The organism is Pelagibacterium sp. H642 (genome assembly GCF_031202855.1).
Lineage (GTDB): Bacteria > Pseudomonadota > Alphaproteobacteria > Rhizobiales > Devosiaceae > Pelagibacterium.
Map to the genome: position 1 here is coordinate 414,141 of NZ_CP101829.1, position 24,857 is coordinate 438,997.

Consider the following 24,857-nt stretch of genomic DNA (forward strand, 5'->3'; position numbering starts at 1 on the left):
GATGACCTCTCTCCTCTCCGTCCGCGATCTCGATATTACTTTCCGGCTGGAGGACCGGGAGATCGATACCGTGAGGGGAGTGAGCTTCGATATCGCGCCGGGCGAGACGCTGGCTTTGGTGGGGGAGTCGGGGTCGGGCAAATCGGTGACCGCGCTTTCGGTGCTCAGGCTCCTGTCCCATCCGGCGGCGTTCCATCGCCGGGGCGAGATCGTGTTCAAGGGGCAGGACCTGCTCGGGGCGGACGACAAGACGCTGCGCAAGGTGCGGGGCAATGACATTTCGATGATCTTTCAGGAGCCGATGACCTCGCTCAACCCGCTGCACACCATCGAAAAGCAGGTGAGCGAGGTGCTCTCGGTGCATCTGGGCATGGGGCGGACGGCGGCGCGCAGGCGGGTGCTTGAACTGCTCGACGCCGTGGGCATCCCCGATCCGGCGTCGCGCCTCGAGGCTTTTCCGCACCAGCTTTCGGGCGGGCAGCGCCAGAGAGTGATGATCGCCATGGCGCTGGCATGCGAGCCCGATCTTCTGATTGCCGACGAACCGACCACGGCGCTGGACGTCACCGTGCAGGCGCAAATCCTCGATCTGCTCAAGGATGTGCAGCGCCGGATGGGCATGGCCATGCTGTTCATCACCCACGATCTGGGCATCGTGCGGCGCATGGCCGATAAGGTTTGCGTGATGCGCGACGGCGAAATCGTCGAACGGGCGGAGACGGCCGAACTCTTCGGCAATCCGCAGCACGACTATACGCGCCAACTGCTTTCGAGCGAGCTGGCGGAACCGCCCCCGCCGCCGGCTATAGAAGCAAAACCGATCATCGAGGTCGATGACCTCAAGGTCTGGTTTCCGATCAAGCGGGGCCTGTTCAAGCGGACGGTCGGGCATTTCAAGGCCGTGGACGGCGTGGATCTCGTGGTGCGTGAGGGCCAGACGCTGGGCGTGGTCGGCGAATCCGGATCGGGCAAGACCAGCCTGGGCCTGGCCATGTTGCGGCTGATCTCCTCAAAGGGCCGCATCGTCTTTCTGGGCGAGGACATCCAGGACAAGCGCTCACGCGCCATGCGCCAGCATCGGGCGGACATGCAGGTCGTGTTTCAGGACCCCTATGGTTCGCTTTCACCGCGCATGAGCGTGGGCGACATTATTGCCGAGGGGCTGGCGGTGCATTTTCCGCGCGTTTCGGCGCAGGAACGCAACGAGCGCGTGAAGGCGGTGCTGGGCGAAGTGGGGCTCGACCCCGAGACGCGACATCGTTATCCGCATGAATTTTCCGGCGGGCAGCGCCAGAGGATCGCGATCGCGCGGGCGCTGGTGCTCGAACCCAAATTCATGATCCTGGACGAGCCCACATCGGCGCTGGATATGAGCGTGCAGGCCCAGATCGTCAAACTCCTGCGCGATTTGCAGACCCGGCACGGGCTCACCTATGTGTTCATTTCCCATAACCTCAAGGTGGTGCGGGCCATCGCCAACGAGGTGGCGGTGATGCACGAGGGGCGGATCGTCGAATTCGGCGCGACCGAAGCGGTCTTTGCCCATCCGCGGGAAGATTATACGCGAACCCTCCTGGCCGCCGCGCTGGATGAAACTCTGGCCGCGAACACCAAAAGTTAGGTGTTCACTCTGGTGCAAACCGATTTAAGATCAAAGCATTCGGCATCGTCTCGGTAGGATGGACGCAAATGAAAACGCTCAGCATGACCTTAGCTTTTGCGATCGTCGTGGCGGCCGGAACGCCGGCCCTTGGGCAGGACGGGGAATGGCGGCACGCGCTGGCGCTGGATGCCGAGCCGAAATATCCGGCAGGGTTCGAAATGTTCGACTACGTCAATCCCGACGCGCCCAAGGGCGGGACGGTGCGGATGTCGGCGCTCGGCGGTTTCGACACCTTCAACCCGGTGCTACCGCTCGGAGAGGCCGCAGGTGGGCTGGGGCTGGTGTACGAAACGCTGATGACGCCGAGCGGAGACGAAACCTCGGTGAGCTACGGGCTTCTGGCCGAAGCGGTTCGCTATCCCGACGATTTCTCCTCGGTTACCTTCAGGCTCAATCCCGACGCGCACTGGCAGGACGGCGAGCCGGTGACCGCCGAGGACGTGTTGTGGAGCTTCGAGACGGTGATGGAGCTTTCACCGATCTATTCGGAGTATTACGCGCCGGTCGAGGACGCACAGATTACCGGCGAGGGCGAAGTGACGTTCACCTTTTCCGAAACCGGCAATCGCGAACTGCCCTACATCATGGGCCAACTCATGGTGTTGCCGCAGCACTGGTGGGAAGGCGAGAATGCCGACGGCCAGCCGCGCGACATCGGCGCCTCGACGCTCGAATTGCCGATGGGTTCGGGGCCTTACGAACTCACGAGCTTCGATGCCGGCCGGACGGTGACCTACACCCGCGATCCCGACTATTGGGGCATCAACGAGCCGGTGAATATCGGAACCCATAATTTCGACGAGTACCGTTTCGAGTATTTCCGCGACCTTACCGTGGCATTCGAGGCCTTCAAGGCCGATGAGTTCGATTGGTGGATCGAAAACATGGCGCGTCGCTGGGCCACCGCATACAACTTTCCCGCCGTCGAGGACGGGCGCGTCGTGCGCGAGGAATTCGAAGAGCCCTACCGCGCAGCCGGTCTGATGGTGGGCTTCATCATGAACCTGCGCGACCCCAAGTTTGAAAATCCGCTGGTGCGGCAAGCGATCAATTACGCTTTCGATTTCGAAGAGCTCAACCGCACCATGTTCTACGAACAGTATCAGCGCATCGACTCGTTCTTCTACGGTACGGAACTGGCGGCGCCCGACGGACCGCCGCAGGGCCTGGAACTCGAGATTTTAGAGGAAGTGCGTGATCTGGTGCCAACCTCGGTGCTCGAGGGCGAATACACCAATCCCGTGGGCGGGAGCGAGGATGCCCTCCGTGCCAATCTGCAAGAGGCGCTGCGCCTGTTCGGTGAGGCCGGCTACACCCTCAACGGTACCCAGCTTGTCGATGCCAACGGGCAGCAATTCGGTTTCGAGATCATGCTCAATGGACCGACAATCGAACCGATCGCCCTGCATCTGGCCCAGAACCTCAATCGGATCGGTGCCAATGTGACGGTCCGCAGCGTGGACTCGGTACAGTTCGTCAATCGCTTGCGCTCTTTCGATTATGACGTGGTTTATCAGGGCTGGACCCAATCGCTCTCGCCCGGCAACGAGCAGCGCTACTTCTGGGGGTCGTCTTCGGTCGATGAAGAAGGATCGAGCAATTATGCCGGCATTTCCGATCCGGGTATCGATGCGCTGATCGAAAGGATCGTCATGGCGCCCGACCGCGATTATCTGGTGGCGGCGACACGAGCGCTCGACCGGGTTCTGCTCGCTCATCACTTCGTCGTGCCCAGCTATACGCGGGGAGCCTACCCGACCGCCCGCTGGAACCGGTTCAGCCGACCCGAGACGCTACCCGAATTCGAGATCGGGTTCCCCTCCATCTGGTGGTGGGACGAGGAAAAGGCGGCGGCCACCGGCGGCAATTAACGATAGGACAGAATATCATGGCTCAGGACGTCCTGGTCATCGGCGCAGGCATCGTCGGCATTTCCACGGCCATCCATCTGCTGCGGCGCGGACGCAGCGTGTTGCTGATCGACAAGAACCAGCCGGGCAAGGAAACCTCGTTCGGCAATGCCGGCATCATCCAGCGCGAGGGGGTGCGCCCGCATGCGTTCCCGCGCGACCTGGCAACTTTGATGCAGGTGGGACTGCACCTATCGACCGCCGCCCGCTACGACCCGCTCGCCCTGCCCCGCTTCGCACCGGCGCTGCTGCGCTACTGGTGGGAATCCTCTCCCAATCACTATGCCCATGTGGTCAAGAGCTATGCGCCGCTGATCGGGCGCTCGATCGAGGAGCACGCCGACCTGATCGCCGCATCGGGAGCCGAGGATCTGATCGTCAAGAAGGGCTGGTTCCTGATCTTTCGGACCGATCATGCGCTCAAGGAGGAAGCGGCCAAGGCCAAGTCCGATCTCGAACTCTATGGCATCAACCACCGGGTCGTGGATGGTGCCGAGTTCGCGCAGATCGAACCCCACCTCAAGGAAAAGCTGGCCGGGGCCATTCACTGGACCGATCCCTGGACGGTGCGCGATCCGGGCGCGCTGGTGGCCAAATATTTCGAACTCTACAAATCCATGGGCGGACAGTTTCTCGCCGGAGAGGCCAAGGGGCTCGAGCAGGACGGCGAAGGCTGGTCGACTTCGGTGAGCGGCACGCGCCACAAGGCGCGCGAGGCGGTGATCACGCTCGGCCCCTGGGCGCCGGAGGTTCTCGACCCGCTCGGCTATCGGCTGCCGCTGTTCGTCAAGCGCGGCTATCACATGCATTACGGCGCCCAGGGGGATGCCAAGCTCAACAACTGGATGATCGATGCCGAGGTTGGCTATTGCCTGGCGCCGATGGAAAAGGGCATCCGGCTGACCACGGGCGCCGAATTCGCGCTGCGTGACGCCGCACCCACGCCCATTCAGCTCGGCCGCGCCGAAAGGACGGCGCGGGCGCTGTTTCCGCTCGGCGAGCGGCTGGACCCGCACCCCTGGAAGGGCGCCCGCCCCTGCACGCCCGACATGATGCCGATCATCGGGCCGGCGCCCCGGCATCGCGGGCTTTGGGTGGGGATCGGGCATGCCCATCACGGCTTCACCCTCGGGCCGGCGACCGGACATCTTCTGGCGCAGACGATGACGGGGGAAAAGCCGGCGATCGACATTACCCCGTTCGCGATGGACCGGTTCGTGGGGACGTATTCGGGGCGGGGTTAAGCCTCTGGTCGAGACGTATGCGGAAACTCGGCGCACCCCTCATCCGACCCGGCTTCGCCGGCCCACCTTCTCCCTCATGGGGAGAAGGGCAGAACGGGCAAGCGCCGCGAGGCGGGTGCGCGAATGGTAGGACGAGGAGGCGCTGAGCCTCAACATCCACCACAGTGCCTGATGATATGCTGAGCCCCCTCATCCCCATCCCTTCTCCCACCAGGGGAGAAGGGGGCTCTTGAGGAAGCGCTGGGGCATGCACAAGCACTGCATTCGCGTTTGTCGTTCTCCCCTGGTGGGAGAGATGCCCCGAAGGGGCGGATGCTGAGGTGGCGGCATGCACAACCACCAGCAGGTTATTCGCCCCCTTTCTCCCCACGAGCTTGCAGAAATCATCCAACCCCGCATCACCGGCAGCGCTGCGGATTGTCGGGTCAAGCCCGACGAGAGGAGCGGTTGTTCGGGCTTTCCCTAAGCGTAGCTGCGCTGTGCTCCGATTGCGGGTCGGGGTGAGAGGCGAGTGACCAGTTCGAGCGCGTCCTTTTCGGGCAGCGGGCGGGAGAACAGGAAGCCCTGGATCTCGTCGCAGCCATGGGCGCGCACGGCGTCGAGCTGGGCTTCAGTCTCCACGCCTTCGGCGGTGGTCGACATGCCAAGGCTCCGGCCGAGCGCGATGACGGCCTTGATGATCTCGAAATTGGCGTCCTTGGAGCCCACATCCTCGATAAAGGAGCGGTCGATCTTGATCTTGTCGAAGGGGAAGGCGCGCAGGTAGGAGAGCGAGGAATAGCCGGTGCCGAAATCGTCCATGGAGATGCGGATGCCCATGGCGCGCAGGGTATGGAGGGTTTCCAGTGTCTGGTCGGAATCGCTGAGCAGGACGGATTCGGTAATCTCGAGTTCGAGCCGGGAGGCCGGCAGGCCGGCCTCGTCCAGCGCCCGTTCGACGCTTTCGAGCAACCGGCGGCTCTTAAACTGGACGGGGGAAAGATTGACGGCCACGCGGATGTCTGACGGCCAGGTCGCGGCGACGCGGCAGGCTTGCTGGAGCACCCATTCGCCGAGTTGCACGATGAAGCCGATTTCCTCGGCGACGGCGATGAATTCGACCGGAGAGATGAACCCCATCTCCGGATGTTCCCACCGCAACAGGGCTTCCATGCACGAAATGCGGTTGCTCTCGAGTTCCATGAGCGGCTGGAAGACGAGCTTGAATTCGTCCCGGATCAACCCGAGCTTCAATCCGCTTTCGATGGCGCGGCGGCGCTGCATGGCGGCGTCCATGCCCTTTTCGAAGAAGCGGTAATTGCCGCGTCCGTCGCCCTTGGCGCGATAGAGCGCCAGGTCGGCGTTCTTCATCAGCGTTTCGCCATCCTCGCCATCGGTGGGCGCGACGGCAACGCCGACCGATGTGCCGATGATGACGCGGTGGCCTTCGATCTCCATGGGCTTGCTGATGGTCGCGATCAGGCGTTCGGCGAGCGCGGCGGCGTCGCTGGGGCTCCTGAGCGGGCCGGCGAGAATGGCGAATTCGTCGCCGCCCAGGCGGGCAGCGCATTCATGCTCGCGCTTGGCGTAATTGATGCGCGCGGCCACCTGCTGCAAAAGAGCGTCACCCACGGCATGGCCCAGCGTGTCGTTGATGACCTTGAAGTGGTCGAGGTCGAAGCAGACCACGGCCATCATCTCACCGCGCCGGATGCGGGATTCGGCCATGGCCATCTCTTCGGCAAACAGCGTCCGGTTGGGCAGGTCGGTCAGCGCGTCGTGGCGGGCCAGATGGTGGATGCGGGCCTCGGAGCGACGCTGCTCGGTGATGTCCTGATGGGTTTCCACCCAGCCGCCATCCTCCATGGGCTGGTGGATGACGGAGATCACCTGACCGTTCTCGAACTCGCAGATATCGACGCTTCGCTTGCCTTCCGAAATCGTGCGCACACGCCGATGCAGGAACGCCATGGGGCCTTCCTTGGGGCGCATGCCGTTTTCGAAGCGGTAATCGAGAATGTCGGTCAAAAGCGTGCCGGGACGCTGCAAATGGTCGGGCAGCTCGTAAAGATTGGCGTAATTGGCGTTGCAGATCACGAGCTTATGGTCGGCGTCGATCATGCACAGGCCGTGGGCCATGTTGTCGACGGCGGTTTCGAAGCGCATGGCCTGGCGGGCGAGGTCGGCCTCGCGCTTGGATAGCGCGGTCAGGTGATCGTTGGCGTCGGTGATATCTTCATGAGTCACGAGCCACCCGACGCCGGGGCGGTTGGTATAGGTGGTGCGGATACTGCGGTCGCGCAGGAACTGCTCGTATTGGGTGGGCGCTTCCTGGCGCTTTTGTCGCTCGAAGCGGCCGATCATCGCCTCGTAAAGCTCATCGACGCTGTAGCCGAAGTAATTGCCCGCCTCGATCACGGCGCGGCAGCATTCGCGCAGGCTCATGCCCGCCGCGAGCGCGTCGGAGGCCAGGCCGAATGTCCAGGCATAGCGGGAATTGAAGACCTGGAGCGTCAGATCCTCGCTCCAGACGCACAGGCCGTAGGGCATGGCCTCGAGGGCCGCATCCACCGCATGCGTATTGGTCATTCCTTTGCCTGACGGCATTTAAGCGTTCTCCGGCCCCCAACGAACGTCGGCAGATCATGGAGATGACCCCTAAAACAACAGTGAACGGCTTCGGTGGATTTGCTGATTTCCAAATAAGCAGTCATATAGAGTTACATAAAAGGTAGGAACAAAACGTGCGGTAGAGGCATTTGGAGAACCCTTTCCGCACGGGACGCCGATTTTTCAGATTTGGAGATTTCCGATGAGCCGCAACACGCTCTATCTCGTGATCGGTGCGTTGATCGTTATCGTCGTGGGCTTTGCGATCTATGCCTATCAGCAGGAGACCGAGCCGCAGGGCGTGCAGATCGAGCTCAATGAAGAGGGTTTGTCGGTCGAAAACAATTAGGCGGGCCGCAACGCATTTTCGCTGCGCCCTTACCTAGAGCATTTCCGCTTTTCTCCGAATCGCTTCAATGCTCTAAGTCTTTGTTTTGTCGCGTGTCCGAACCGCAAAACCGTTTCCACTTTTGCTGGACACGCTCTAAATCCCCGCTCATTCGGACGCTGCGGCATAAACGTGCTTTTCGATGCTCCCCTGTCCCGCTATTGAGTGCGCAAGCACCGAACGGGAGAGGGCGATGGGATTTCCGGCACAGACGATCGATGATCTGAAGGCGCGCGCCAGGCGGCGCGTACCGCGCATGTTTTTCGACTATGCGGATTCGGGATCGTGGACGGAAAGCACCTATCGCGCCAATGAAGGCGACTTCCAGAAGATCAAGTTCCGCCAGCGTGTCGCCGTCGACATGACCAACCGCTCCCTCGCCTCGACCATGGCGGGGGAAGAGGTTGCCATGCCTGTCGCCATTGCGCCGACCGGCTTTGGCGGCATGCAGCATGCCGATGGCGAGATGCTCGGAGCCAAGGCGGCGCGGGCCTTCGGTATCCCGTTCACTCTTTCGACAATGAGCATCTGCTCGATCGAAGACGTGGCCGAAGCCACGGGCGGGGCACCGTTCTGGTTCCAGCTCTATGTGATGCGCGACCGCAAATTCATGCACAACCTCATCGACCGGGCCAAGGCGGCGGGATGCTCGGCGCTGGTTCTGACGCTGGACCTGCAGATCCTCGGCCAGCGCCACAAGGATGCGCGCAACGGGCTTTCGGCTCCGCCCAGGATCAATTTCAACACCTTCCTCCAGCTTGCCAGCCGTCCGCGCTGGTGCATGTCCATGCTTCGAACCCGGCGGCATACGTTTCGCAACATCGTCGGACATGCGGATAATGTGGGCGATCTCTCCTCGCTCTCGTCCTGGACTGCCGAGCAGTTCGACCCTCGGCTCAACTGGTCCGATATCGAGTGGATCAAGGAGCGCTGGGGCGGCAAACTGATCCTCAAGGGCATTCTCGATGCCGAAGATGCGCGCATGGCCGCCGCATCGGGTGCTGATGCCGTTATCGTTTCAAACCATGGCGGGCGCCAGCTCGACGGCGCGCCCTCCTCGATTTCGGCATTGCCGGGCATAGTCGAAGCGGTCGGCGACAGGATCGAGGTGCATATGGATGGCGGCATCCGTTCGGGTCAGGACGTGATGCGGGCGCTCTGCCTTGGCGCAAAGGGCGTCTATATCGGGCGGCCCTGGCTTTATGGGCTCGGCGCGGGTGGAGAAGCCGGCGTCAAGCAGGCGCTCGACATCATCCGCAACGAACTCGACATCACCATGGCGCTCTGTGGCGAGCGGGACATCCGCAATGTCGGGCGGCAAAACCTGGTCAATCCGGACGTCTTCAAGTCATGAGCGCCAGCTATTCCCCTGCCCTGCCCCGCCATATCGTGGAAGCCGCCGTGCGCCGGGCTTTCGAGGAAGATCTAGGACAGGCGGGCGATATCACCAGCCAGGCAACCATCGCGCCCGGCGCGACGGCAGTGGCGCGGATCAATGCGCGCGAGGGCGGCGTGATCTGCGGCCTCGACTGCGCAAAAATGGCATTCTCGCTCATCGGCCCTGGACTTGAGGTGCAAGCCTACGTTTCCGACGGCACAACGGTCGAGGCAGGCACCGACGTGCTTGAGGTACGCGGCAATGCACGGATGCTGCTGGCCGCAGAGCGCACGGCGCTCAACTTCATGACGCATCTGAGCGGGATTTCGACACTGACCTCCCACTTTGTGGCCGAAACCGAGGGCACCGATACCCACATCTGCTGCACGCGCAAGACCACGCCAGGGCTGCGGGCGCTGGAGAAATACGCCGTCAAATGCGGCGGTGGGCACAATCACCGCTTCGGGCTGGACGATGCCATCCTGATCAAGGACAACCATATCGCGGTGGCCGGCGGGGTCGCGGCGGCCATTGCGGCGGCGCGTGCCTTTGCCGGACATCTGATCGCCATCGAGGTCGAGGTCGATACGCTCGAACAGCTCGAAGAGGCTTTGGCGGCCGGGGCCGATGCGGTGCTGCTGGACAATATGGACGCCCCCACCCTGGCCCGGGCGGTCGCGATCACCGCGGGCCGTGCCAAGCTGGAAGCCTCCGGCAACGTGACGCTCGAGAGGATCGCTGCGATCGCCCGCACGGGGATCGATTATATCTCCACCTCCCGGATCACCATGGCCGCAACGCCACTCGATCTGGGGCTGGATATAACAATCTCTTAACGGCCTTCCCTCACCCCGCTGTAACCAGTCCCATCGTACCCGGACGCTTCCGGGTGCGACTCCCTGACCTATGGCTTGGCAAATGACGATGCGTCATATATAGCCCCACCATATTCTCGTCAGGCATATTGCAGTTTTGAACATGAACGTCCGTACCTTGTGCCTCTCGATCCTTTATTGCCAGGAAGCGAGCGGCTACGAGATCCGCAAATTGTGCACCGAAGGTGAAGGGGCCTATTTCATCGAGGCCAGCTTCGGCTCGATCTATCCCGCGCTGGCCAAGCTCGAAAACGAAGGGCTGGTTACCTCGCGCGTGGAACATCAGGCGGGCAAACCCTCGAAAAAAATCTATGCCATCACCGAGGCCGGACGGTCCGCGTTCTGCGACGAACTGCATGAGCCGCTCGCCCCCGATGTTTTCCGCAGCCCGTTTCTCCTGTTCGCGCGATTTGCGCACCTCCTCGATGCGCAGATCGTCAAGACCCGCGCCGAGGAGCAATTGGCGCAACTGGACCGGAAAATCGCGGATCTACGCCGGCTTCAGGATGAGCTCTGCAGCGGCGAAGACGAAGATCACGGAAACGATCAATGGGTGCTCGGATACGGCCTCAACTGTCTAGAGGTTGCACGCGAGCATCTGCATACCCACATGAACGCCTTAATTGCCTCCGCGCGACAAGAAGAACCGCACGCCGGGCAGCAAGCAGCTGAATAGAGGGCGCTGTTTATGCAATTTCTCAAGTCTTTTGGTTTGTCGTTTTTCATTCTCGCGGTTGCAGCGGCCTGGCTCGCCACAGGAACGCTCGTTCAAGGCGGCCAGGGTCCCGGCAATGGCGAGCATTCGATCATCGGCCTCATCGAAGGCGATGACCATGGCCCGATCTCAACAACGCTGTCCGATGCAGGGCTTCTCGTCGAGCACGACGAAGACGTTGTCGAGCAGGCGCGGATGACCGTGGCCCAGCGCGTGGCTCAAGCCAATGGCGGCGCGGACGCGCCCGCCATTTCGGTGCGTACGCAGACATTCGAACAGGAGCCCATGCCGCTTCTGGTGAGCCTGCGCGGGCGCACCGTAGCGCATGCCAATGTCGAGGCGGTGGCGGAGACCGCCGGCGTCGTCCAAACGGTTCATGTCGAAAAGGGTCAGCGGGTCGAAGAGGGCGAACTGCTCTGCACGCTGGACCAGGGTACGCGGCAAGCAGCCGTGGCCCAGGCAGAAGCTGGCCTGGCACAGGCGCGGGCAGGGCTGGAACAGGCCCAGCTCGATTTCGAAACCAATGAATCCCTGCGCGAGCGGGGTCTTGCCGCCGCCAATACCGCCAATGCGGCGCAGGTGGCGCTCTCAAGCGCCGAGGCTCAGGTGCTGACGGCCCAGGCCGCGCTCGACAATGCCGTGGCCGAACTCGAACGCACTGAGATCACCGCCGAAGTCGCGGGCCTCGTGCAGGCGCCGGTGGTAACGCGCGGTGCGATGCTGGCCCAGGGCGGGGTGTGCGCCACCATCGTCCAGCTCGACCCGATCGTCTTTTCCGGTTCGATTGCCGAAGCCAATATCGGGCTCGCCCGGACAGGGCTGGAAGCGACACTGCGCACTGTCACCAACCAGGAAGCGACCGGCGAGGTGACCTATGTTGCCGCCAGCGCCGACGAAGCCACCCGCTCCTTCCCCATCGAGATCGAATTCGACAATCCCGAGTTCGACATCCGGGAAGGCGTGACCGCAACGGCCACCGTGGACATGGGCACCATGCCCGGCCACCTGCTGCCCCAGTCCGCCCTCACCCTCAATGACGAGGGCGTGCTTGGGGTCCGGGCGGTGGAAGACGGCGTCGTCGCCTTCCATGAAGTGACGATCGTGTCCGACACCCGTGATGGGGTTTGGGTTTCGGGACTGCCCGAAACGATCGAGATCATCACCATCGGCCAGGAATTCGTGGTCGATGGGCAGGCCGTGGCGACCGGACAAGGAACCGGAACCGAGCCGGCCACAGAGGCTTCTGAAGAAGGCGCTGCCGCATGACGAACTTCATCGAACGCATTCTGCGCATGCCGCGCGTGGTCATGACGATCATGGCGCTGCTGCTGCTTGGCGGTGGCCTCTCCTATTCGGTGCTGCCCAAGGAAAGCTTCCCGGCGATCGACGTGCCCTATCTCTACGTTTCGATCAGCCAGACGGGCGTGTCGCCGCGCGACGCCGAAAACCTTTTGGCAAAACCAGCAGAAGAAGAACTGGCCGACCTCGACGGCCTGGTCAACATGACTTCGACGTCAACCACCGGCCATGCGTCGGTGGTGCTCGAGTTCGACACCAACGTCGATACCGACCAGGCGCTGGCCGATACGCGCGCACGGATGGATGCCATCCGCGCCAATATTCCGGACGATGCAAACGACCCCACGGTCAACGAAATCGACATGGTCGGGTTCCCGATCCTGTCGGTAGCCGTCTATGGCGAGGCTCCCGAGCGCGAACTGGTGCGGCGGGCCGAGGAGTTGCAGACTGCTCTCGAAGGCATCAACAGCGTGCGTGAAGTGGAGCTGTCGGGCTCGCGCGAGGAAGTGGTCGAGGTGACCATCGACCTGCTGCGGCTCGAAGCCTACAATCTCACGGCCAACGAGCTGCTGGACGCCCTGGCGCGCAACAACATGGTCGTGCCGGGTGGCACAATCAACACCGGCCAGGGCTCGTTCGCGGTCGAGGTTCCGGGGCTGATCACCGGACCGCAGGACGTGTTCGACCTGCCGATCAAGACCGACGGGGAAACCGTCGTCACCTTTGGTGATGTAGCCGATGTCACGCGCACGCTCGAGGACGCCACCGACTACACCAATGTCAACGGCTCCCCTGCCCTGATCCTGGGCGTGTCCAAGAAGATCGGCACCAACGTCATCGAGGTGTCCGAACAGGTGCGCGCGCTGACCGAACAGGTGGCGAGCGAATGGCCGCAAGGGGTGAGCTACAGCTTCTTCCTCGACCAGGCCGACACGACCATCTCGCTGTTCCGCTCGCTCGAAGCAGCGGTCCTGACCGCCGTGGCGCTGGTGCTCATCACCTGCGTGGCCGTGCTGGGTGTACGGGCGGCATTCATGATCGGCATGAGCATCCCGCTCTCGTTCATGATCGCCTTCCTCTACATGCAGATGACCGGCATGACGATCAACATGATGGTCATGTTCGGACTGGTGATTGCCGTGGGCGTGCTTGTCGACGACCCCGTCGTGGTCGTCGAATATGCCGAGCGAAAGCTGCAGGAGGGCGTTTCCAAGAAGGAAGCCTTCATCCAGGCGATGCACAAGATGTTCGTGCCGGTGATCGGCGCGACGGCCACGACACTGGCGGCTTTCGTGCCGCTGCTGTTCTGGCCGGGCATCATCGGCAAGTTCATGAGCCATCTGCCCACGATCGTGATCGTGGTGATGTGCGCCTCTTTCATCTCGGCGCTGATCTTCATGCCTGTGATCGGGTCGATTATTGCGTCAACCCATGTCGATCCCAAGCGCAAGGAACAAGCAGACACCGTCATGTATCCCGAAAAGTTCCACCCCAAGAAGGTGAAGGGACTGACCGGGGTTTACGTGCGCATGATGTCGGTGCTGTTGCGCTGGCCGATCCCGACGCTGCTCGTCGGCTTCGGCATCGTCTTCGGCGTTTTCATCGCCTATGCGAACAACCCCACGGGCGTTGAAGCCTTCCCGCCCTCCGAGCCCGAATATGCGACAGTGGCCGTGGTGGGCCGTGGCAATTATTCGCCGCAAGAGATCCGCGACATGCTGATCGAAGTCGAGGACGAACTGATGCAGGTCCAGGGCATCCAGGACATCATCATGCAGTTCGGCGAGACCGGGGCCATGGGCACCATGCCGCCGGATACGATCGGCAACTTCCAGCTCCAGCTCGTCAACTACAACAACCGCGTCAAGGCCGAGGAGATCTTCACCGAAATCCGCGAGCGCGTTGCCGATATCTCGGGGCTGCAGGTGCAGGTGTTCGGGACGGAAAGCGGGCCACCGGCGGGCAAGGACATCAACATGCGCGTCGAGAGCGACAGCTACGACGACCTGATCCCGACCGTTACGCGGGTGCGCGAATATCTCGAAACCGAGCTGCCCAACACGGCCGACATCGAAGACGGACGTCCCTCGCCCGGCATCGATTGGCAGGTGACCATCGACCGTGTCGAAGCGGCCCGCTACGGCATCGGCGTGCGTGAGCTGGCGCCCTATGTGCAGCTCGTCACCTCGGGCGTCGAACTGGGCACGTATCGGGACTCCGAGACGGGCGACGAACTCGACATCAAGGTGCGGCTGCCGCAGGACGAGCGCACGCTCGACGCGCTCGATTCCATGCGGATCGCAACCCAGCAGGGCATGGTTCCCGTCTCCAACTTCATCGAGCGGCAGGCCGTGCCCAAGGTGGCCAATATCGAGCGGCGCAACCAGGTCTATGTGATGCCGATCGCGGCAAACCTGGTGAACCTGCCCGAGGGCGTCTATCCGGCTCAGCGCGTGGCCGAACTGCAGGCGTGGCTGGACGGCCAGGAATGGCCGGAAGGGGTGACCTTCGAGTTCGGGGGCGCCGAAGAGCAGATGGGCGATGCCAACGCGTTCATCGCCCAGGCTTTCGGCGCGGCCCTGTTCATGATCTTCCTGATCCTGCTGCTCGAGTACAACAGCTTCTATCAGGTGCTGGTGACGCTCTCGACCGTCATCATGTCGGTGGCCGGCGTGCTGCTGGGCATGCTGGCAACGGGCATGAGCTTCTCGGCCATCATGACCGGGTTGGGTATCGTCGCACTCGCGGGCATTGTCGTGAAGAACGGCATCGTTCTGATCGATACCTATAACGAGTACAACCGCCGTCAGGGCGTCGAGCCGGTGACGGCCATGCTGCTCACCACCGCGCAGCGCGTGCGGCCGGTGCTGCTGACGGCGTTCCTCACGGCCTTGGGCGTTATCCCGATGTGGGCCAATGTCGAGTTCGACTTCATCCGCCGCGAGATCGTGGTCGGGGGCATCGCCGGCTCGTGGTTCATCCACCTCTCGGCGGCGCTGGTCTCGGGCCTGTTCTTCTCGACGGCTCTGACGCTGATCATGGTGCCGGTGCTGGTCACCGCGCCGAAGGTGGTCAAGGAGCAGGTGCGCGGCGCCTTCAACTGGATCCGCGGGCGCAGGTCGGAAGAGGCCGCCGTGCCCCAAGGGTTCGACGGCATGGCCGTCGCCGTGGAAGCGGATGGCTCGCGGCATGTGGTGACCAAGGACACCGAACTGGTCGAGCGCAACGAAAATGGCGTGACGGTTCTCTCAAGGCGCCCTGCCGCGGAGTAACTTCCAAACGACTATGCAAAGGCCCTGCTCCGGCGGGGCCTTTCGCTTCTCGGGGTGCTCTTGACCGACATATAGCTATGCGGCTATTGATTTAGCTGACCGCTGCCACAGCATGGAGTGAGCGCGATGGCCGGCAAGACGAAATCGAAAGAAAACGCGGGGAAAGCAGACGGCAAGCCGGTGCTTTTATCGGGCGGCAATCCGCAGATCGCCAAGGGATATGGCGACGAGCCGGTGCAGGCCTATATCGCCGCCATGCCCGAATGGAAGCAGGATGTCGGCCGCAAGCTGGACAAGATCATCGAGAGCGTGGTTCCGGGCGTGGAAAAGGCGGTCAAGTGGAACACGCCGTTTTACGGCAATGAGCGCGATTACTGGTTCCTGTCCTTCCACGTCTTTGCGCGCTACGTGAAAGTCACGTTCTTTCGTGGTAGCTCGCTCGAGCCCAAGCCGGCCGGAACGAGCAAATATCCCGACGTGCGGTATCTCGACATCTACGAAGGCGACGATTTCGAGGACCAGTTCACCGAATGGGTGAAACAGGCCAGCAAGCTACCTGGCGAAAAGATGTGAGCCCGCCCTATTCGGCGGGGTGTTCCGCCGGCTTGCGGGTGACAAATCCCTCAGGATCGTCCTGGGCCGCACGCAGGCGTTCGCTCGCTTCCGCCGCCTCGCGCTGGCGGTTCCACATCTGGGCATAAAGGCCACCGCCCGCCAATAGCTCCTCATGCCGGCCGCGTTCGGCGATCCGACCTTCCCGCAGCACGATGATCTCGTCGGCATCGACGACCGTCGAGAGCCGGTGGGCGATGACCAGCGTAGTCCTGCCTTTCGAGACCGTATCAAGGGCCGACTGGATCTCGCGCTCGGTATGGGTGTCGAGCGCCGAGGTCGCCTCGTCGAGGATCAGGATCGGCGGCGCCTTGAGAATTGTGCGCGCGATGGCCACGCGCTGCTTCTCCCCGCCCGAGAGCTTCAGTCCCCGCTCGCCCACCTGCGTGTCGTAGCCATGCGGAAGGCTTTCGATGAAGGGACCGATCTGGGCCATATTGGCGGCAGCCTGCACCTCCTCATCGGTGGCATCGGGGCGCCCGTAGCGGATGTTGTAGGCGATGGTGTCATTAAAGAGCACCGTATCCTGGGGCACCATGCCGATGGCGGCGCGGAGCGATTGCTGCGTCACCTCGCGGACATCCTGGCCATCGACGGTGACCCGGCCCGCTGTCACGTCATAGAAGCGGTAGATGAGACGCGAGATCGTCGATTTGCCCGCGCCCGAGGGACCGACCACCGCAATGGTCTTGCCGGCCGGCACCGTGAAGCTCACGCCCTTGAGGATCGGGCGGTCGGAATCGTAGTGGAAATAGACATCTTCAAAGGCCAGGACCGGCCCGGAGATGGCGAGCGGGGTTGCCCCGGACTTGTCTTCGATCTCGGGGTTCTGGTCGAGAAGGCGGAACATTTCCTCGATATCGGCCAGACCCTGGCGGATTTCGCGATAGACAAAACCGATCTGGTTGAGGGGGCGGTAGATCTGCATCATGAAGGTGTTGAGCAGGACGAAATCGCCCACCGTGAGATCGCCATTCATGACCCCGAGAGCGGCCATCACCGAAAGGACGATCATGCCGAGCCAGAAGATCACCCCCTGGCCGAAATTGAGCCAGCCGAGCGACGTCCAGATGCGGGTGGCGGCGCGTTCATAGCCCGCCATGGCCCGGTCGTAGCGGCTCGCCTCCAGGTTCTCGTTACCGAAGTATTTGACGGTTTCGAAATTGAGCAGGCTGTCGATCGCCTTTGCGTTGGCGTCGGTGTCGCTCTCGTTCATGTCGCGACGGATGGCGATGCGCCAATTGGATGCCCGGACGGTGAAGATCATATAGGCTGCAACGACGGCCGCCAGAACCAGCACATAAGCCCAGCCGAACAGCCAGCCGAAGATGACGCCGACGATCAGGAACTCAACGAGCGTGGGCGCTGTGTTGAGCATCGTGAAACGCACGATGGTTTCGATGCCCTTGGTGCCGCGCTCGATCACCCGGCTCAGCCCACCGGTCTTGCGCTGCAGGTGGAAGCGCAGGGAAAGCCGATGCACATGGGTGAAAGTGCGGTAGGCAAGCTGGCGCACCGCATGCTGACCCACCGACGAGAAAAGAATGTCACGGAGCTGCTGCAGGCCGGTATCGATGATCTGGCCCACGCCATAGGCGACAACCAGGATGATCGGCACCGAAAGCCCCAGGATCAGGGCCGCGTCCGGACCCGAGGTGCCCAGCGTATCGATGATGCCCGCATAGGCGAAGGGCACCAGGGTGCTCGCCACCTTGGCGAGCAGCAGCGCGCCGATGGCAAGGACAACGCGCATGCGCAGATCGGGCCGATCCGCGGGCCACATATAAACCCACAGATTGCGGATGGTCGAAACGATGGCGCCCTCGTCGGCGCTGACGGTGGATTTTGGCTTCTGGGCCATGGGGGCTCCGGTGAGGGCTGGAGCGCTTCCAGAAAGCGCGGACAAAATGTTCCAGCCTCTGTCAGCCAGACAGAGGCCAGGTGAGGAAATCGATCAGGACGCGGCCAGGAGCGAGCGTTCGCAGCTTTGATCCTGCGGGGTCAGATCGGCAAGGTAGCCGGTGAAAGCCGTGTTGAACGCGGTAAGCCGATCGGTGCGCACCCGATAGTTGTTGCGCGTTCCCTGGGCCTTGCGTTCGATGATGCCGGCATCGAGCAGGACCTTGAGATGCTGGGAAACCGTGCTCTGGGCCAGCGACAGGCAATCCGTGACGTCATTACAGCAGCAGTTCTCGGGGCGCTGGGCCAGAATGCGCAAGATCTCGAGCCGCACCGGGTGTCCCAGGGCGCGCATCATGGTGGCAATATCGTCTTCGTTCATCGGCGCTGCTTCCATCGTCAGATTACGATAAGTGAAAGCGCGCGCCGATGCAAGGCGAGGCGCACGTTCATCCCGCCATCACCGGCTACCGGACGGCGGAACTCTCCGTCTCCTCTTGCCCGACGACCTGATCGGTGTCGGGAAGATCGAAGACCTGGCCGGGATAGATGAGGTCCGGATCGCGGATCTGGTCGGTGTTGGCTTCGAAAATCTGCGTGTAGCGGATGCCCTCGCCATAAACCCGGCGGGCGATGGTCCAGAGATTGTCCCCCGACCGGATGATCGCCAGCCCCGAAGTGGTGCGCCCGGCCTCGTCGGTTACCCCAACCAGGGTGGGGACCTCCCCGGCGCTGGGCTCGGAAGGCTCCGCCGGCGCCTGTGCAGGTTCGGCGGGCGCCTGTGCGGGCTCGGCGGGCTGTGCCGGTGCCTGTGCGGTTTCCTGCGGCCCGGAAGGTTCGGGCGCTGCATCGGCCGGAGGCGAGACCGGCTGTTCAGCCGTTTCAGTATCGGCGGGAGCCTGGCCTTGGGCCACGGTCTGTTCGGCGGGTTGCTCGACGGCCGCTTCGCGGGTGGGCTCCTCGGGCGAAGGCTGCTCGGTAAGTTCGGCCATAGGTTGCTCCACCAGAGGTTGCTCGGCGGCAGGTACCTCGGCCGCAGCTTGTTCGGCAGCGGGTTGCTCAGCGGCGGGTTGCTCTACCGCAGACTGCTGGTCCGCCTGAAGGGCCTCGGCCTCCTGCTCAGCGACGGCGAAATCCTCCTCCACCGCTTCGGGAAGATCGAGCACGAAATCCACTTCGGCACGGGCGACCACGGTTCCGTCCTCAGCCAGCATATCGATGCGCACGCGCTGACTTGCCTGGTCCAGAACGCCGATAGCTTCGACCAGCCAACGCCCGTCAGCAACCTCGGTGCTTCCCACCACCTGGTTGTCGACATAGAGCCGGACGGTCATCCCGTCAGTCCCGGCGCCGGCAAAGAAGTTGCGATCGCCATCGATCTCCACAGCATCGATGCTCGGCTGGATGAAATCGGGGGCCGGCTGCGCAGTCGTTGCAGGCTGCTCAGGTTGAGGAGACGGCTGTTCGCTGGCGGGCACTTCAGCCACCTGCTGCTCGCCGGCCTGCTCGTCGCTCGGCTGCTCCTCAGGTGCGGCAGCTTGCAGTGCCGGCTGTTCGGTTGCCTGCTGCTCCGAAGCCGGATCATCGACAGGCTGCAGGTCATCAGCCTCGCTCTCTGGCGCACCGGCTGCAGATGTGGGCCGCTCCGGCGCTGCATCGTCCGGCTCGACGGGAGCTTCCGTCTGCGGCTCGGGCTCAACAGCATCGGCGGGCTCAGGGACACCGACAGGTTCAGAAAATTCGACTGCTGTTTCGGGCTGAACTACCTGCGCATCCGGTGTTTCGCCTGGAGAATCTTGTTGGACAGCATCCTCACCGGCAGGCTCTTGGACGTCGATTTCCGGCGCGGCCATGGGCGCGACGGGCGCCGCCGGCGCGGGAGCCTCTGGCGCAACCTCATCGGTCATTTCGGCGGGTGACGGCATCTCCACCTGCGGGGTGACGCCGCCGGGCGTGGGTTGCGGGGCCCCGGTGGGTTCAGAGGGTTCGACTGCTGTTTCGGGCTGAGCCACCTGCGCATCCGGTGTTTCGCCCGGAGAATCTTGTTGGACAGCATTCTCACCGGCAGGCTCTTGGACGTCGGTTTCCGGCGCGGCCATGGGCGCGAGGGGCGCCGCCGGCGCGGGAGCCTCTGGCGCAACCTCATCAGCCATTTCGGCGGGTGACGGCGTCTCCACCTGCGGGGTGACGCCGCCGGGCGTGGGTTGCGGGGCCGCCCCCGCAGCGGTTTCGCCAGCAGGCGTGCCGGGCGTTTCAGCGGCGGGTTCGGCGGGGGTCGGAGCGTTCGTCTGCGGGGCGATCTGTGGCGCGGGCGGTGGTGTTTCGGCGGGGGTGGCCGGCACATCGGCCTCCGCGATGTCCATCGTCTCGGGTTCGTCGGCCGGCGTAGCGGCTTCACCTTCGGGCTCTTCGGCGCCAGCCTGCGGTTGTTGCAAACCCTGCAGGATCTGGCTTGCCTCGCCCGGTTCGGACGCAACCACGATCGGCTCGCTCGCTAAATCGTCCTGCACGACAACGACTACCGATTCCTCGGCGTAGGTGTCGGTCTCCACATCGAGAATGCGCAGCTCCACCCCGCCGGGAGGCAGCGGCTCGTCAGTCACAAAAGCAAAGTCGCCGCTGGGCTCGGCGGTTTCGGTGCCGATCTGCTCCTCATCGGCAAAAATGCGCACTTCGCCATCGGGCGTTGCAGTGCCGGCGATAACGGCGGAGCCGTCCGGCTCGACGCGCACCAGCCCGAAAGCGGGAAGCACGGCTTGGGAAACGCTGGTCGCAGTCTCTTCCGAGTTCGTCGGCTGCTCGACATCGGCATCGGCCGCAGCGTCCGACGCTGTCGAGGCGGTTTCCTGATCGGCCTGAGCAACCGCCACCTCCTCTGTCGGCGTGGAGTCGGCGGCTGGCATAAAGCCATTGCCAAAGAAGGTCTCGCCCATGCAGGCGGAGAAATCGTCGCTTTGGAGGCAACTGTAGGTCCCAGGCCCGAGGACCACGCCGATAACGATAATGCCGGTCGTAGCCGCTGCGCCGATGGCGAGAGCAATGGGGGAAAGGGGACCGGCCAGTGGAGCCTCCGTTACGTGTTACAGGGCCGCCGCGCCGGCCTTAGATTTCGATTCGTTTTATCTTCGCAGTCGTTTGAACTATAACGACTATGCAGTCTTCATCAACTTATAGGTGAAGGACTCATATAGCGCCTCGAAAGACGCATCAATGATGTTGGGGGAAACACCCACGGTGAACCATCTTTCCCCCGTTCCATCCCGGCTTTCGATCAGCACACGGGTGACCGCGCCCGTGCCGCCGTCCAGGATACGCACCTTGTAGTCCACAAGTTCAAGATCGTCGATACGGCTCGAATACTTGCCGAGATCTTTGCGCATGGCGAGGTCGAGCGCGTTGACCGGGCCATTGCCCTCGGCCACCGACATCAGGATATCCCCCTCGACATCGATCTTGACCACCGCCTCGCAAACGGTGACCAGTTCGCCGCGCGCATTGTGCCTGCGTTCCACCGCCGTGCGATAGCTGGTGACGTCGAAAAAGCGCGGCAGCGAACCCAGGAGCTTATGGGCGAGCAGGCAGAACGAAGCCTCCGCCCCGTCATAGGAATAGCCGCGCGCCTCGCGTTCCTTGACCTGGCGCAGGAGCTTGTCGAGGCGCGGATCGTCCTTGGCAAGCTCGATGCCGAAGCGCTTGAGCGAGGTCAAAAGGTTCGATTTCCCCGCCTGCTGGGAGACCATGATGGCGCGCTCATTGCCCACCGTCTCGGGGGCGACATGCTCATAAGTGGAAGGATCCTTGGCGATGGCCGAGGCATGGATGCCGGCCTTTGTCGCGAAGGCCGAAACGCCCACATAGGGCGCGTGCCGGTTGGGCGCGCGGTTGAGGATCTCATCGAATGCGCGCGAAAAGTGGGTGAGCGTTTCGAGCTTTTCGGGCGTGATGCCGGTTTCGAAACGCTCCGAAAAGAGCGGCTTGAGCACCAGAGTGGGAATGATGGTCATGAGGTTGGCGTTGCCGCAGCGCTCACCCAGCCCGTTGATCGTGCCCTGAATCTGGCGCACACCTGCCCTCACGGCCGCCAGCGAATTGGCCACCGCCTGGCCCGTATCGTCATGGGCGTGGATGCCGAGCCTGTCGCCGGGCGCCACCGTCAGCACATCGGCGACGATGGCTTCGACCTCCGAGGGCATGGTGCCGCCATTGGTGTCGCACAGCACCACCCAGCGTGCGCCGGCCTCGAGCGCGGTTTTAACGCAATCGAGCGCATAGGCCCGATTGGCCTTGTAACCGTCAAAGAAGTGCTCGCAATCGACGAACGCTTCCTTGCCGCCCGCGATCGCCGCCCGGATGCTTTCGGCAAGGCTTTTGAGGTTTTCCCTGGTCGAAATGCCCAGGGCGAGCTTGACCTGATGGTCCCAGGCCTTGGACACGTAGCAGACCGCATCGGCGCCCGAATTGACCAGATCGGCGATGCCCGGATCGTTCTCGACCGAGCGCCCCGCCCGCTTGGTCATGCCGAAGGCGACGAACTGGGCCGCCTTCGTGCGCTTTTGGGCGAAGAACTCGGTATCGACGACATTGGCGCCGGGATAGCCGCCCTCGATGTAATCCAGCCCCAGCCCGTCCAGCAGTTTCGCAATGGCGATCTTGTCCTCAAGCGAGAACTCGACGCCCGTGGTCTGGGCGCCGTCGCGCAAGGTGGTATCGAAGAGGTAGAGACGGTCTTTGGTCATGTGAGGCAAAATCGCTTTGAAACGTCAGGCGGGGGCGTGGCACACCGCCTCGATGTTGTGGCCGTCGAGGTCGTAGACGAAGGCCCCGTAATAGTTGGGATGGTAGATCTCTCGGATGCCCGGAGCGCCGTTGTCGCGGCCGCCGGCCTCGAGCGCAGCGGCATAGAAGGCGTCGACCTCCGCGCGGGATTTGGCCGCGAAGGCGAAATGAAGGTTGCCGGTGCAACGGCCACCGCTGCTGAGCCAGAAATCGGGCTTGTCGGCGCCATAGCCGGCGATCATCCCCTGGGGAATGGGAAATTCCGCCAGTTTGCGATAGCCCAATGGCGCCAGCGCCTTGTCATAGAAGGCGCGTGACTTTTCGTAGTCGGCAACGCTCAGTCCGAAATGGTCGATCATGCTCATTTGGCTCCTCCCTTAAGGCCAATGGTCAGTCTCTCGGTCGGGGTGCTGGTGAGAATCGGTGCGTTCATCCATGCGCTCCTCCCGCAGCAGATGAATATTTCCAAACCACGGCATGCGCGATTCCACCCCGCCCTGATATTCGGGCGCGATCCGCTCGGGATGGTCAAGCGTTGCGAGCGCAATGTCGATTGTATTGGCGTAGCGATGCTTGAAGGTCAGCGGCGTGCCGCACCCGGCGCAAAAGCCGCGTATGGCGTTGGCCGAGCTTTCGAAATGCGCCGGCTGGCCACGGGTCCAATGAAGCTCTGCCTCGGGCACGGACGCCCAGGTGACCGCCGGCGCGCCATGGGCCTTCTGGCACATGCGGCAATGGCAGATCTCGGGATTATTGAGCACCTCGGCCTGATAGCGAATAGCCCCGCACTGGCAGCCGCCCGAGAAGGTGTGCCCGTGCGTGGTCATGTCTCCCTCCCGGTCGGCTGCCATTGGGAGGTATCATGGTCGGGGTGCTGGTGGTTGGAAGCCTTGATGGCCGCTGCCCACTCCTCGCCTTCGGCTTCGGTCGTGCCGCCATCCTCGATCTGGGTGATGGTTTTGAACCAGGCGACCTGCCCTTCGGAGCCCGTATTGGCGTGGGGCGGGAAATTGTCGGGATTGTCGAGCGAGCCGATGGTCAGATTGGTGCGGCCATTGTTTACGTCGTGATAGAACAACGGCGTGCCGCAATTGGCGCAGAAGCCGCGCTCCACATGTTCCGAGCTGCGCCATATGGCAGGCTCGCCGCGCGTCCAGACGAGCTTGTCGTCGGGGGCGGCGACAAGGCCGGCGAAGATGTTGCCCACCGCCTTTTGGCACATGCGGCAATGGCACAGATGCGCGTTATCGAGCATCTGGCTCGTGTGGTAGCGCACGGCGCCGCATTGGCAGCCGCCGCTCACCTCCATATCGATGCGGTTCATAGCTCCTCCTCTTTTTCCTCTCGCGGGGGCCAGTCAGACGTATCGTGGTCGGGATGCTGATTGGAATGAATGCCGGCCATGAAGTTGCGCCATTCCTCGCCGGGATCCTCGACCAGCGGCAATTGGCTCAGGCTTTCGAAAAACGGCACCTTGTCGTGCGGGTTGACCTGGATTTCGGGCGGTACGCGCTCGGGCTGATCGAAGGCGCCGATGGCCAGTTCGAGCCCGAACTTAGTCTGGTAGGCCAGGGGCGTTCCGCAATCGGCGCAAAAGGCGCGGCGGGCGGCGTTCGAGCTTTGGAACCATTTGGGCTCGCCCCGCGTCCATGTGCCGTCATGAGCGGTGACCAGCGGTCCGAAAAAGCTGCCGAACGCCTTCTGGCACATGCGGCAATGGCAGATCGAGCCACGTCCGTAGAGCTTGGTGGAGAAGCGCACGGCACCGCATTGGCAGCCGCCGGTGAGTTCATCAGCCATGATGGGATTCCTGCAGATTGTGCCAAAGGGCATCGAGCACGGCTTCGCGTTCGGCGGTCAGTTGGTTGTTCCAGACACGGAGGACGCGAAAGCCTTTCGATTTCAGCCATGCGTTTCGGTCGGCATACAACTGCTCGCCATGTTGGCTTCCGTCGAGCTCGACGATCAGGCGCGAGGCGTAGCAGACGAAGTCGGCGATGTAGGGACCGATGGGGACCTGGCGGCGGAACTTATATTCGGCCAGCCGCCGGTCCTTGAGAAGCAACCACATCTGGCGCTCGGCTTCCGTGGGATTTCGGCGCATGGATTTGGCGAAGCCGCGATTTCGTTTTGGAATCTGATGCCGCCAGTCAGCGCCGGCGCGTTTCAGCAACGCTGCGCACCCCTCATCCGACCTTTCGCTTCGCGAAAGCCCACCTTCTCCCTCAAGGGGAGAA

20 protein-coding genes are annotated in these 24,857 nt (G+C 62.9%); 10 read left to right on the forward strand and 10 right to left on the reverse strand.

Going from position 1 to position 24,857, the window contains the following annotated elements; all coding sequences use genetic code 11:
• The first annotated feature begins 1 nt into the window (after position 1).
• From NO934_RS02130 to NO934_RS02140, 3 genes are all read left to right on the forward strand, one after another.
• On the forward strand, positions 2-1,621 hold the full coding sequence (locus NO934_RS02130; RefSeq protein WP_309161952.1) for an ABC transporter ATP-binding protein: 1,620 nt from the start codon (positions 2-4) through the stop codon (positions 1,619-1,621).
• A gap of 68 nt (positions 1,622-1,689) precedes the next feature.
• Complete coding sequence (locus NO934_RS02135; protein ID WP_309161953.1) at positions 1,690-3,534, forward strand: extracellular solute-binding protein; 1,845 nt, start codon at positions 1,690-1,692, stop codon at positions 3,532-3,534.
• A 17-nt stretch (positions 3,535-3,551) separates the two neighbouring features.
• Positions 3,552-4,817 (forward strand): FAD-dependent oxidoreductase, encoded by a 1,266-nt coding sequence (locus NO934_RS02140; protein WP_309161954.1) that lies wholly within the window; start codon positions 3,552-3,554, stop codon positions 4,815-4,817.
• A 462-nt stretch (positions 4,818-5,279) separates the two neighbouring features.
• On the opposite strand, the gene NO934_RS02145 is transcribed toward NO934_RS02140, so the two are convergent.
• On the reverse strand, positions 5,280-7,403 hold the full coding sequence (locus NO934_RS02145; RefSeq protein ID WP_309161955.1) for an EAL domain-containing protein: 2,124 nt from the start codon (positions 7,401-7,403) through the stop codon (positions 5,280-5,282).
• A 205-nt stretch (positions 7,404-7,608) separates the two neighbouring features.
• Here NO934_RS02145 and NO934_RS02150 point away from each other — a divergent pair, with 205 nt between their 5' ends.
• From NO934_RS02150 to NO934_RS02180, 7 genes are all read left to right on the forward strand, one after another.
• Complete coding sequence (locus tag NO934_RS02150) at positions 7,609-7,755, forward strand: hypothetical protein (protein WP_309161957.1); 147 nt, start codon at positions 7,609-7,611, stop codon at positions 7,753-7,755.
• A 232-nt stretch (positions 7,756-7,987) separates the two neighbouring features.
• Positions 7,988-9,148, forward strand: coding sequence for an alpha-hydroxy acid oxidase (locus NO934_RS02155; RefSeq protein WP_309161958.1), 1,161 nt, complete (start codon positions 7,988-7,990; stop codon positions 9,146-9,148).
• Positions 9,145-10,008 (forward strand): carboxylating nicotinate-nucleotide diphosphorylase, encoded by an 864-nt coding sequence (gene nadC, locus NO934_RS02160; RefSeq protein ID WP_309161959.1) that lies wholly within the window; start codon positions 9,145-9,147, stop codon positions 10,006-10,008. Before NO934_RS02155 ends, nadC begins: the two co-directional genes overlap by 4 nt.
• 157 nt (positions 10,009-10,165) lie before the next feature.
• Positions 10,166-10,723, forward strand: a complete 558-nt coding sequence (locus NO934_RS02165) for a PadR family transcriptional regulator (protein WP_309161960.1) — start codon at positions 10,166-10,168, stop codon at positions 10,721-10,723.
• A gap of 12 nt (positions 10,724-10,735) precedes the next feature.
• Positions 10,736-12,028: an efflux RND transporter periplasmic adaptor subunit gene (locus tag NO934_RS02170; RefSeq protein ID WP_309161961.1), complete on the forward strand. Its 1,293-nt coding sequence runs from the start codon at positions 10,736-10,738 to the stop codon at positions 12,026-12,028.
• On the forward strand, positions 12,025-15,333 hold the full coding sequence (locus tag NO934_RS02175) for an efflux RND transporter permease subunit (protein ID WP_309161963.1): 3,309 nt from the start codon (positions 12,025-12,027) through the stop codon (positions 15,331-15,333). The genes NO934_RS02170 and NO934_RS02175 overlap by 4 nt, the downstream gene beginning before the upstream one ends.
• Positions 15,334-15,459: 126 nt before the next feature.
• Positions 15,460-15,906, forward strand: coding sequence for a DUF1801 domain-containing protein (locus NO934_RS02180; RefSeq protein WP_309161964.1), 447 nt, complete (start codon positions 15,460-15,462; stop codon positions 15,904-15,906).
• 7 nt (positions 15,907-15,913) lie between these two features.
• Here NO934_RS02180 and NO934_RS02185 read toward each other — a convergent pair whose 3' ends face one another.
• The 9 genes from NO934_RS02185 to NO934_RS02225 form a co-directional block, all read right to left on the reverse strand.
• Positions 15,914-17,806, reverse strand: coding sequence for an ABC transporter ATP-binding protein/permease (locus NO934_RS02185; RefSeq protein ID WP_309161965.1), 1,893 nt, complete (start codon positions 17,804-17,806; stop codon positions 15,914-15,916).
• 93 nt (positions 17,807-17,899) lie between these two features.
• Positions 17,900-18,226 carry a metalloregulator ArsR/SmtB family transcription factor gene (locus NO934_RS02190; protein WP_309161967.1) on the reverse strand — a complete coding sequence of 109 codons (327 nt, stop codon included), beginning with the start codon at positions 18,224-18,226 and terminating at the stop codon, positions 17,900-17,902.
• Positions 18,227-18,311: 85 nt separating this feature from the next.
• Entirely contained in the window at positions 18,312-20,747 is a 2,436-nt protein-coding gene (locus NO934_RS02195) for a LysM peptidoglycan-binding domain-containing protein (protein WP_309161969.1), read from the reverse strand.
• A gap of 246 nt (positions 20,748-20,993) precedes the next feature.
• Positions 20,994-22,580 (reverse strand): citramalate synthase, encoded by a 1,587-nt coding sequence (gene cimA, locus NO934_RS02200; RefSeq protein WP_309161970.1) that lies wholly within the window; start codon positions 22,578-22,580, stop codon positions 20,994-20,996.
• Positions 22,581-22,604: 24 nt separating this feature from the next.
• Positions 22,605-22,979, reverse strand: coding sequence for a VOC family protein (locus NO934_RS02205; RefSeq protein WP_309163635.1), 375 nt, complete (start codon positions 22,977-22,979; stop codon positions 22,605-22,607).
• An 18-nt stretch (positions 22,980-22,997) separates the two neighbouring features.
• A complete protein-coding gene (locus NO934_RS02210) occupies positions 22,998-23,447 on the reverse strand; it encodes a GFA family protein (protein ID WP_309161971.1) in 450 nt (149 codons plus the stop codon).
• The gene (locus NO934_RS02215) at positions 23,444-23,944 is read right to left on the reverse strand and encodes a GFA family protein (RefSeq protein ID WP_309161972.1); all 501 of its coding nucleotides are present in this window, start codon (positions 23,942-23,944) and stop codon (positions 23,444-23,446) included. Before NO934_RS02215 ends, NO934_RS02210 begins: the two co-directional genes overlap by 4 nt.
• Positions 23,941-24,420 carry a GFA family protein gene (locus NO934_RS02220; RefSeq protein ID WP_309161973.1) on the reverse strand — a complete coding sequence of 160 codons (480 nt, stop codon included), beginning with the start codon at positions 24,418-24,420 and terminating at the stop codon, positions 23,941-23,943. The genes NO934_RS02215 and NO934_RS02220 overlap by 4 nt, the downstream gene beginning before the upstream one ends.
• A complete protein-coding gene (locus tag NO934_RS02225) occupies positions 24,413-24,793 on the reverse strand; it encodes a DUF559 domain-containing protein (protein ID WP_309161974.1) in 381 nt (126 codons plus the stop codon). Before NO934_RS02225 ends, NO934_RS02220 begins: the two co-directional genes overlap by 8 nt.
• Positions 24,794-24,857 lie beyond the last annotated feature (64 nt).

Excerpts from the sequence above, each read along its gene's own strand:
- NO934_RS02155 (WP_309161958.1), top strand. The coding sequence starts at position 7,988 with ATGGGATTTCCGGCACAGACGATCGATGATCTGAAGGCGCGCGCCAGG.
- NO934_RS02210 (WP_309161971.1), bottom strand. The coding sequence starts at position 23,447 with ATGACCACGCACGGGCACACCTTCTCGGGCGGCTGCCAGTGCGGGGCT.
- NO934_RS02150 (WP_309161957.1), top strand. The coding sequence starts at position 7,609 with ATGAGCCGCAACACGCTCTATCTCGTGATCGGTGCGTTGATCGTTATC.
- NO934_RS02220 (WP_309161973.1), bottom strand. The coding sequence starts at position 24,420 with ATGGCTGATGAACTCACCGGCGGCTGCCAATGCGGTGCCGTGCGCTTC.
- NO934_RS02180 (WP_309161964.1), top strand. The coding sequence starts at position 15,460 with ATGGCCGGCAAGACGAAATCGAAAGAAAACGCGGGGAAAGCAGACGGC.
- cimA (WP_309161970.1), bottom strand. The coding sequence starts at position 22,580 with ATGACCAAAGACCGTCTCTACCTCTTCGATACCACCTTGCGCGACGGC.
- NO934_RS02170 (WP_309161961.1), top strand. The coding sequence starts at position 10,736 with ATGCAATTTCTCAAGTCTTTTGGTTTGTCGTTTTTCATTCTCGCGGTT.
- NO934_RS02205 (WP_309163635.1), bottom strand. The coding sequence starts at position 22,979 with ATGATCGACCATTTCGGACTGAGCGTTGCCGACTACGAAAAGTCACGC.
- NO934_RS02145 (WP_309161955.1), bottom strand. The coding sequence starts at position 7,403 with ATGCCGTCAGGCAAAGGAATGACCAATACGCATGCGGTGGATGCGGCC.
- NO934_RS02175 (WP_309161963.1), top strand. The coding sequence starts at position 12,025 with ATGACGAACTTCATCGAACGCATTCTGCGCATGCCGCGCGTGGTCATG.
- NO934_RS02140 (WP_309161954.1), top strand. The coding sequence starts at position 3,552 with ATGGCTCAGGACGTCCTGGTCATCGGCGCAGGCATCGTCGGCATTTCC.
- NO934_RS02195 (WP_309161969.1), bottom strand. The coding sequence starts at position 20,747 with ATGCCAGCCGCCGACTCCACGCCGACAGAGGAGGTGGCGGTTGCTCAG.
- nadC (WP_309161959.1), top strand. The coding sequence starts at position 9,145 with ATGAGCGCCAGCTATTCCCCTGCCCTGCCCCGCCATATCGTGGAAGCC.
- NO934_RS02135 (WP_309161953.1), top strand. The coding sequence starts at position 1,690 with ATGAAAACGCTCAGCATGACCTTAGCTTTTGCGATCGTCGTGGCGGCC.
- NO934_RS02215 (WP_309161972.1), bottom strand. The coding sequence starts at position 23,944 with ATGAACCGCATCGATATGGAGGTGAGCGGCGGCTGCCAATGCGGCGCC.
- NO934_RS02190 (WP_309161967.1), bottom strand. The coding sequence starts at position 18,226 with ATGAACGAAGACGATATTGCCACCATGATGCGCGCCCTGGGACACCCG.
- NO934_RS02185 (WP_309161965.1), bottom strand. The coding sequence starts at position 17,806 with ATGGCCCAGAAGCCAAAATCCACCGTCAGCGCCGACGAGGGCGCCATC.
- NO934_RS02130 (WP_309161952.1), top strand. The coding sequence starts at position 2 with ATGACCTCTCTCCTCTCCGTCCGCGATCTCGATATTACTTTCCGGCTG.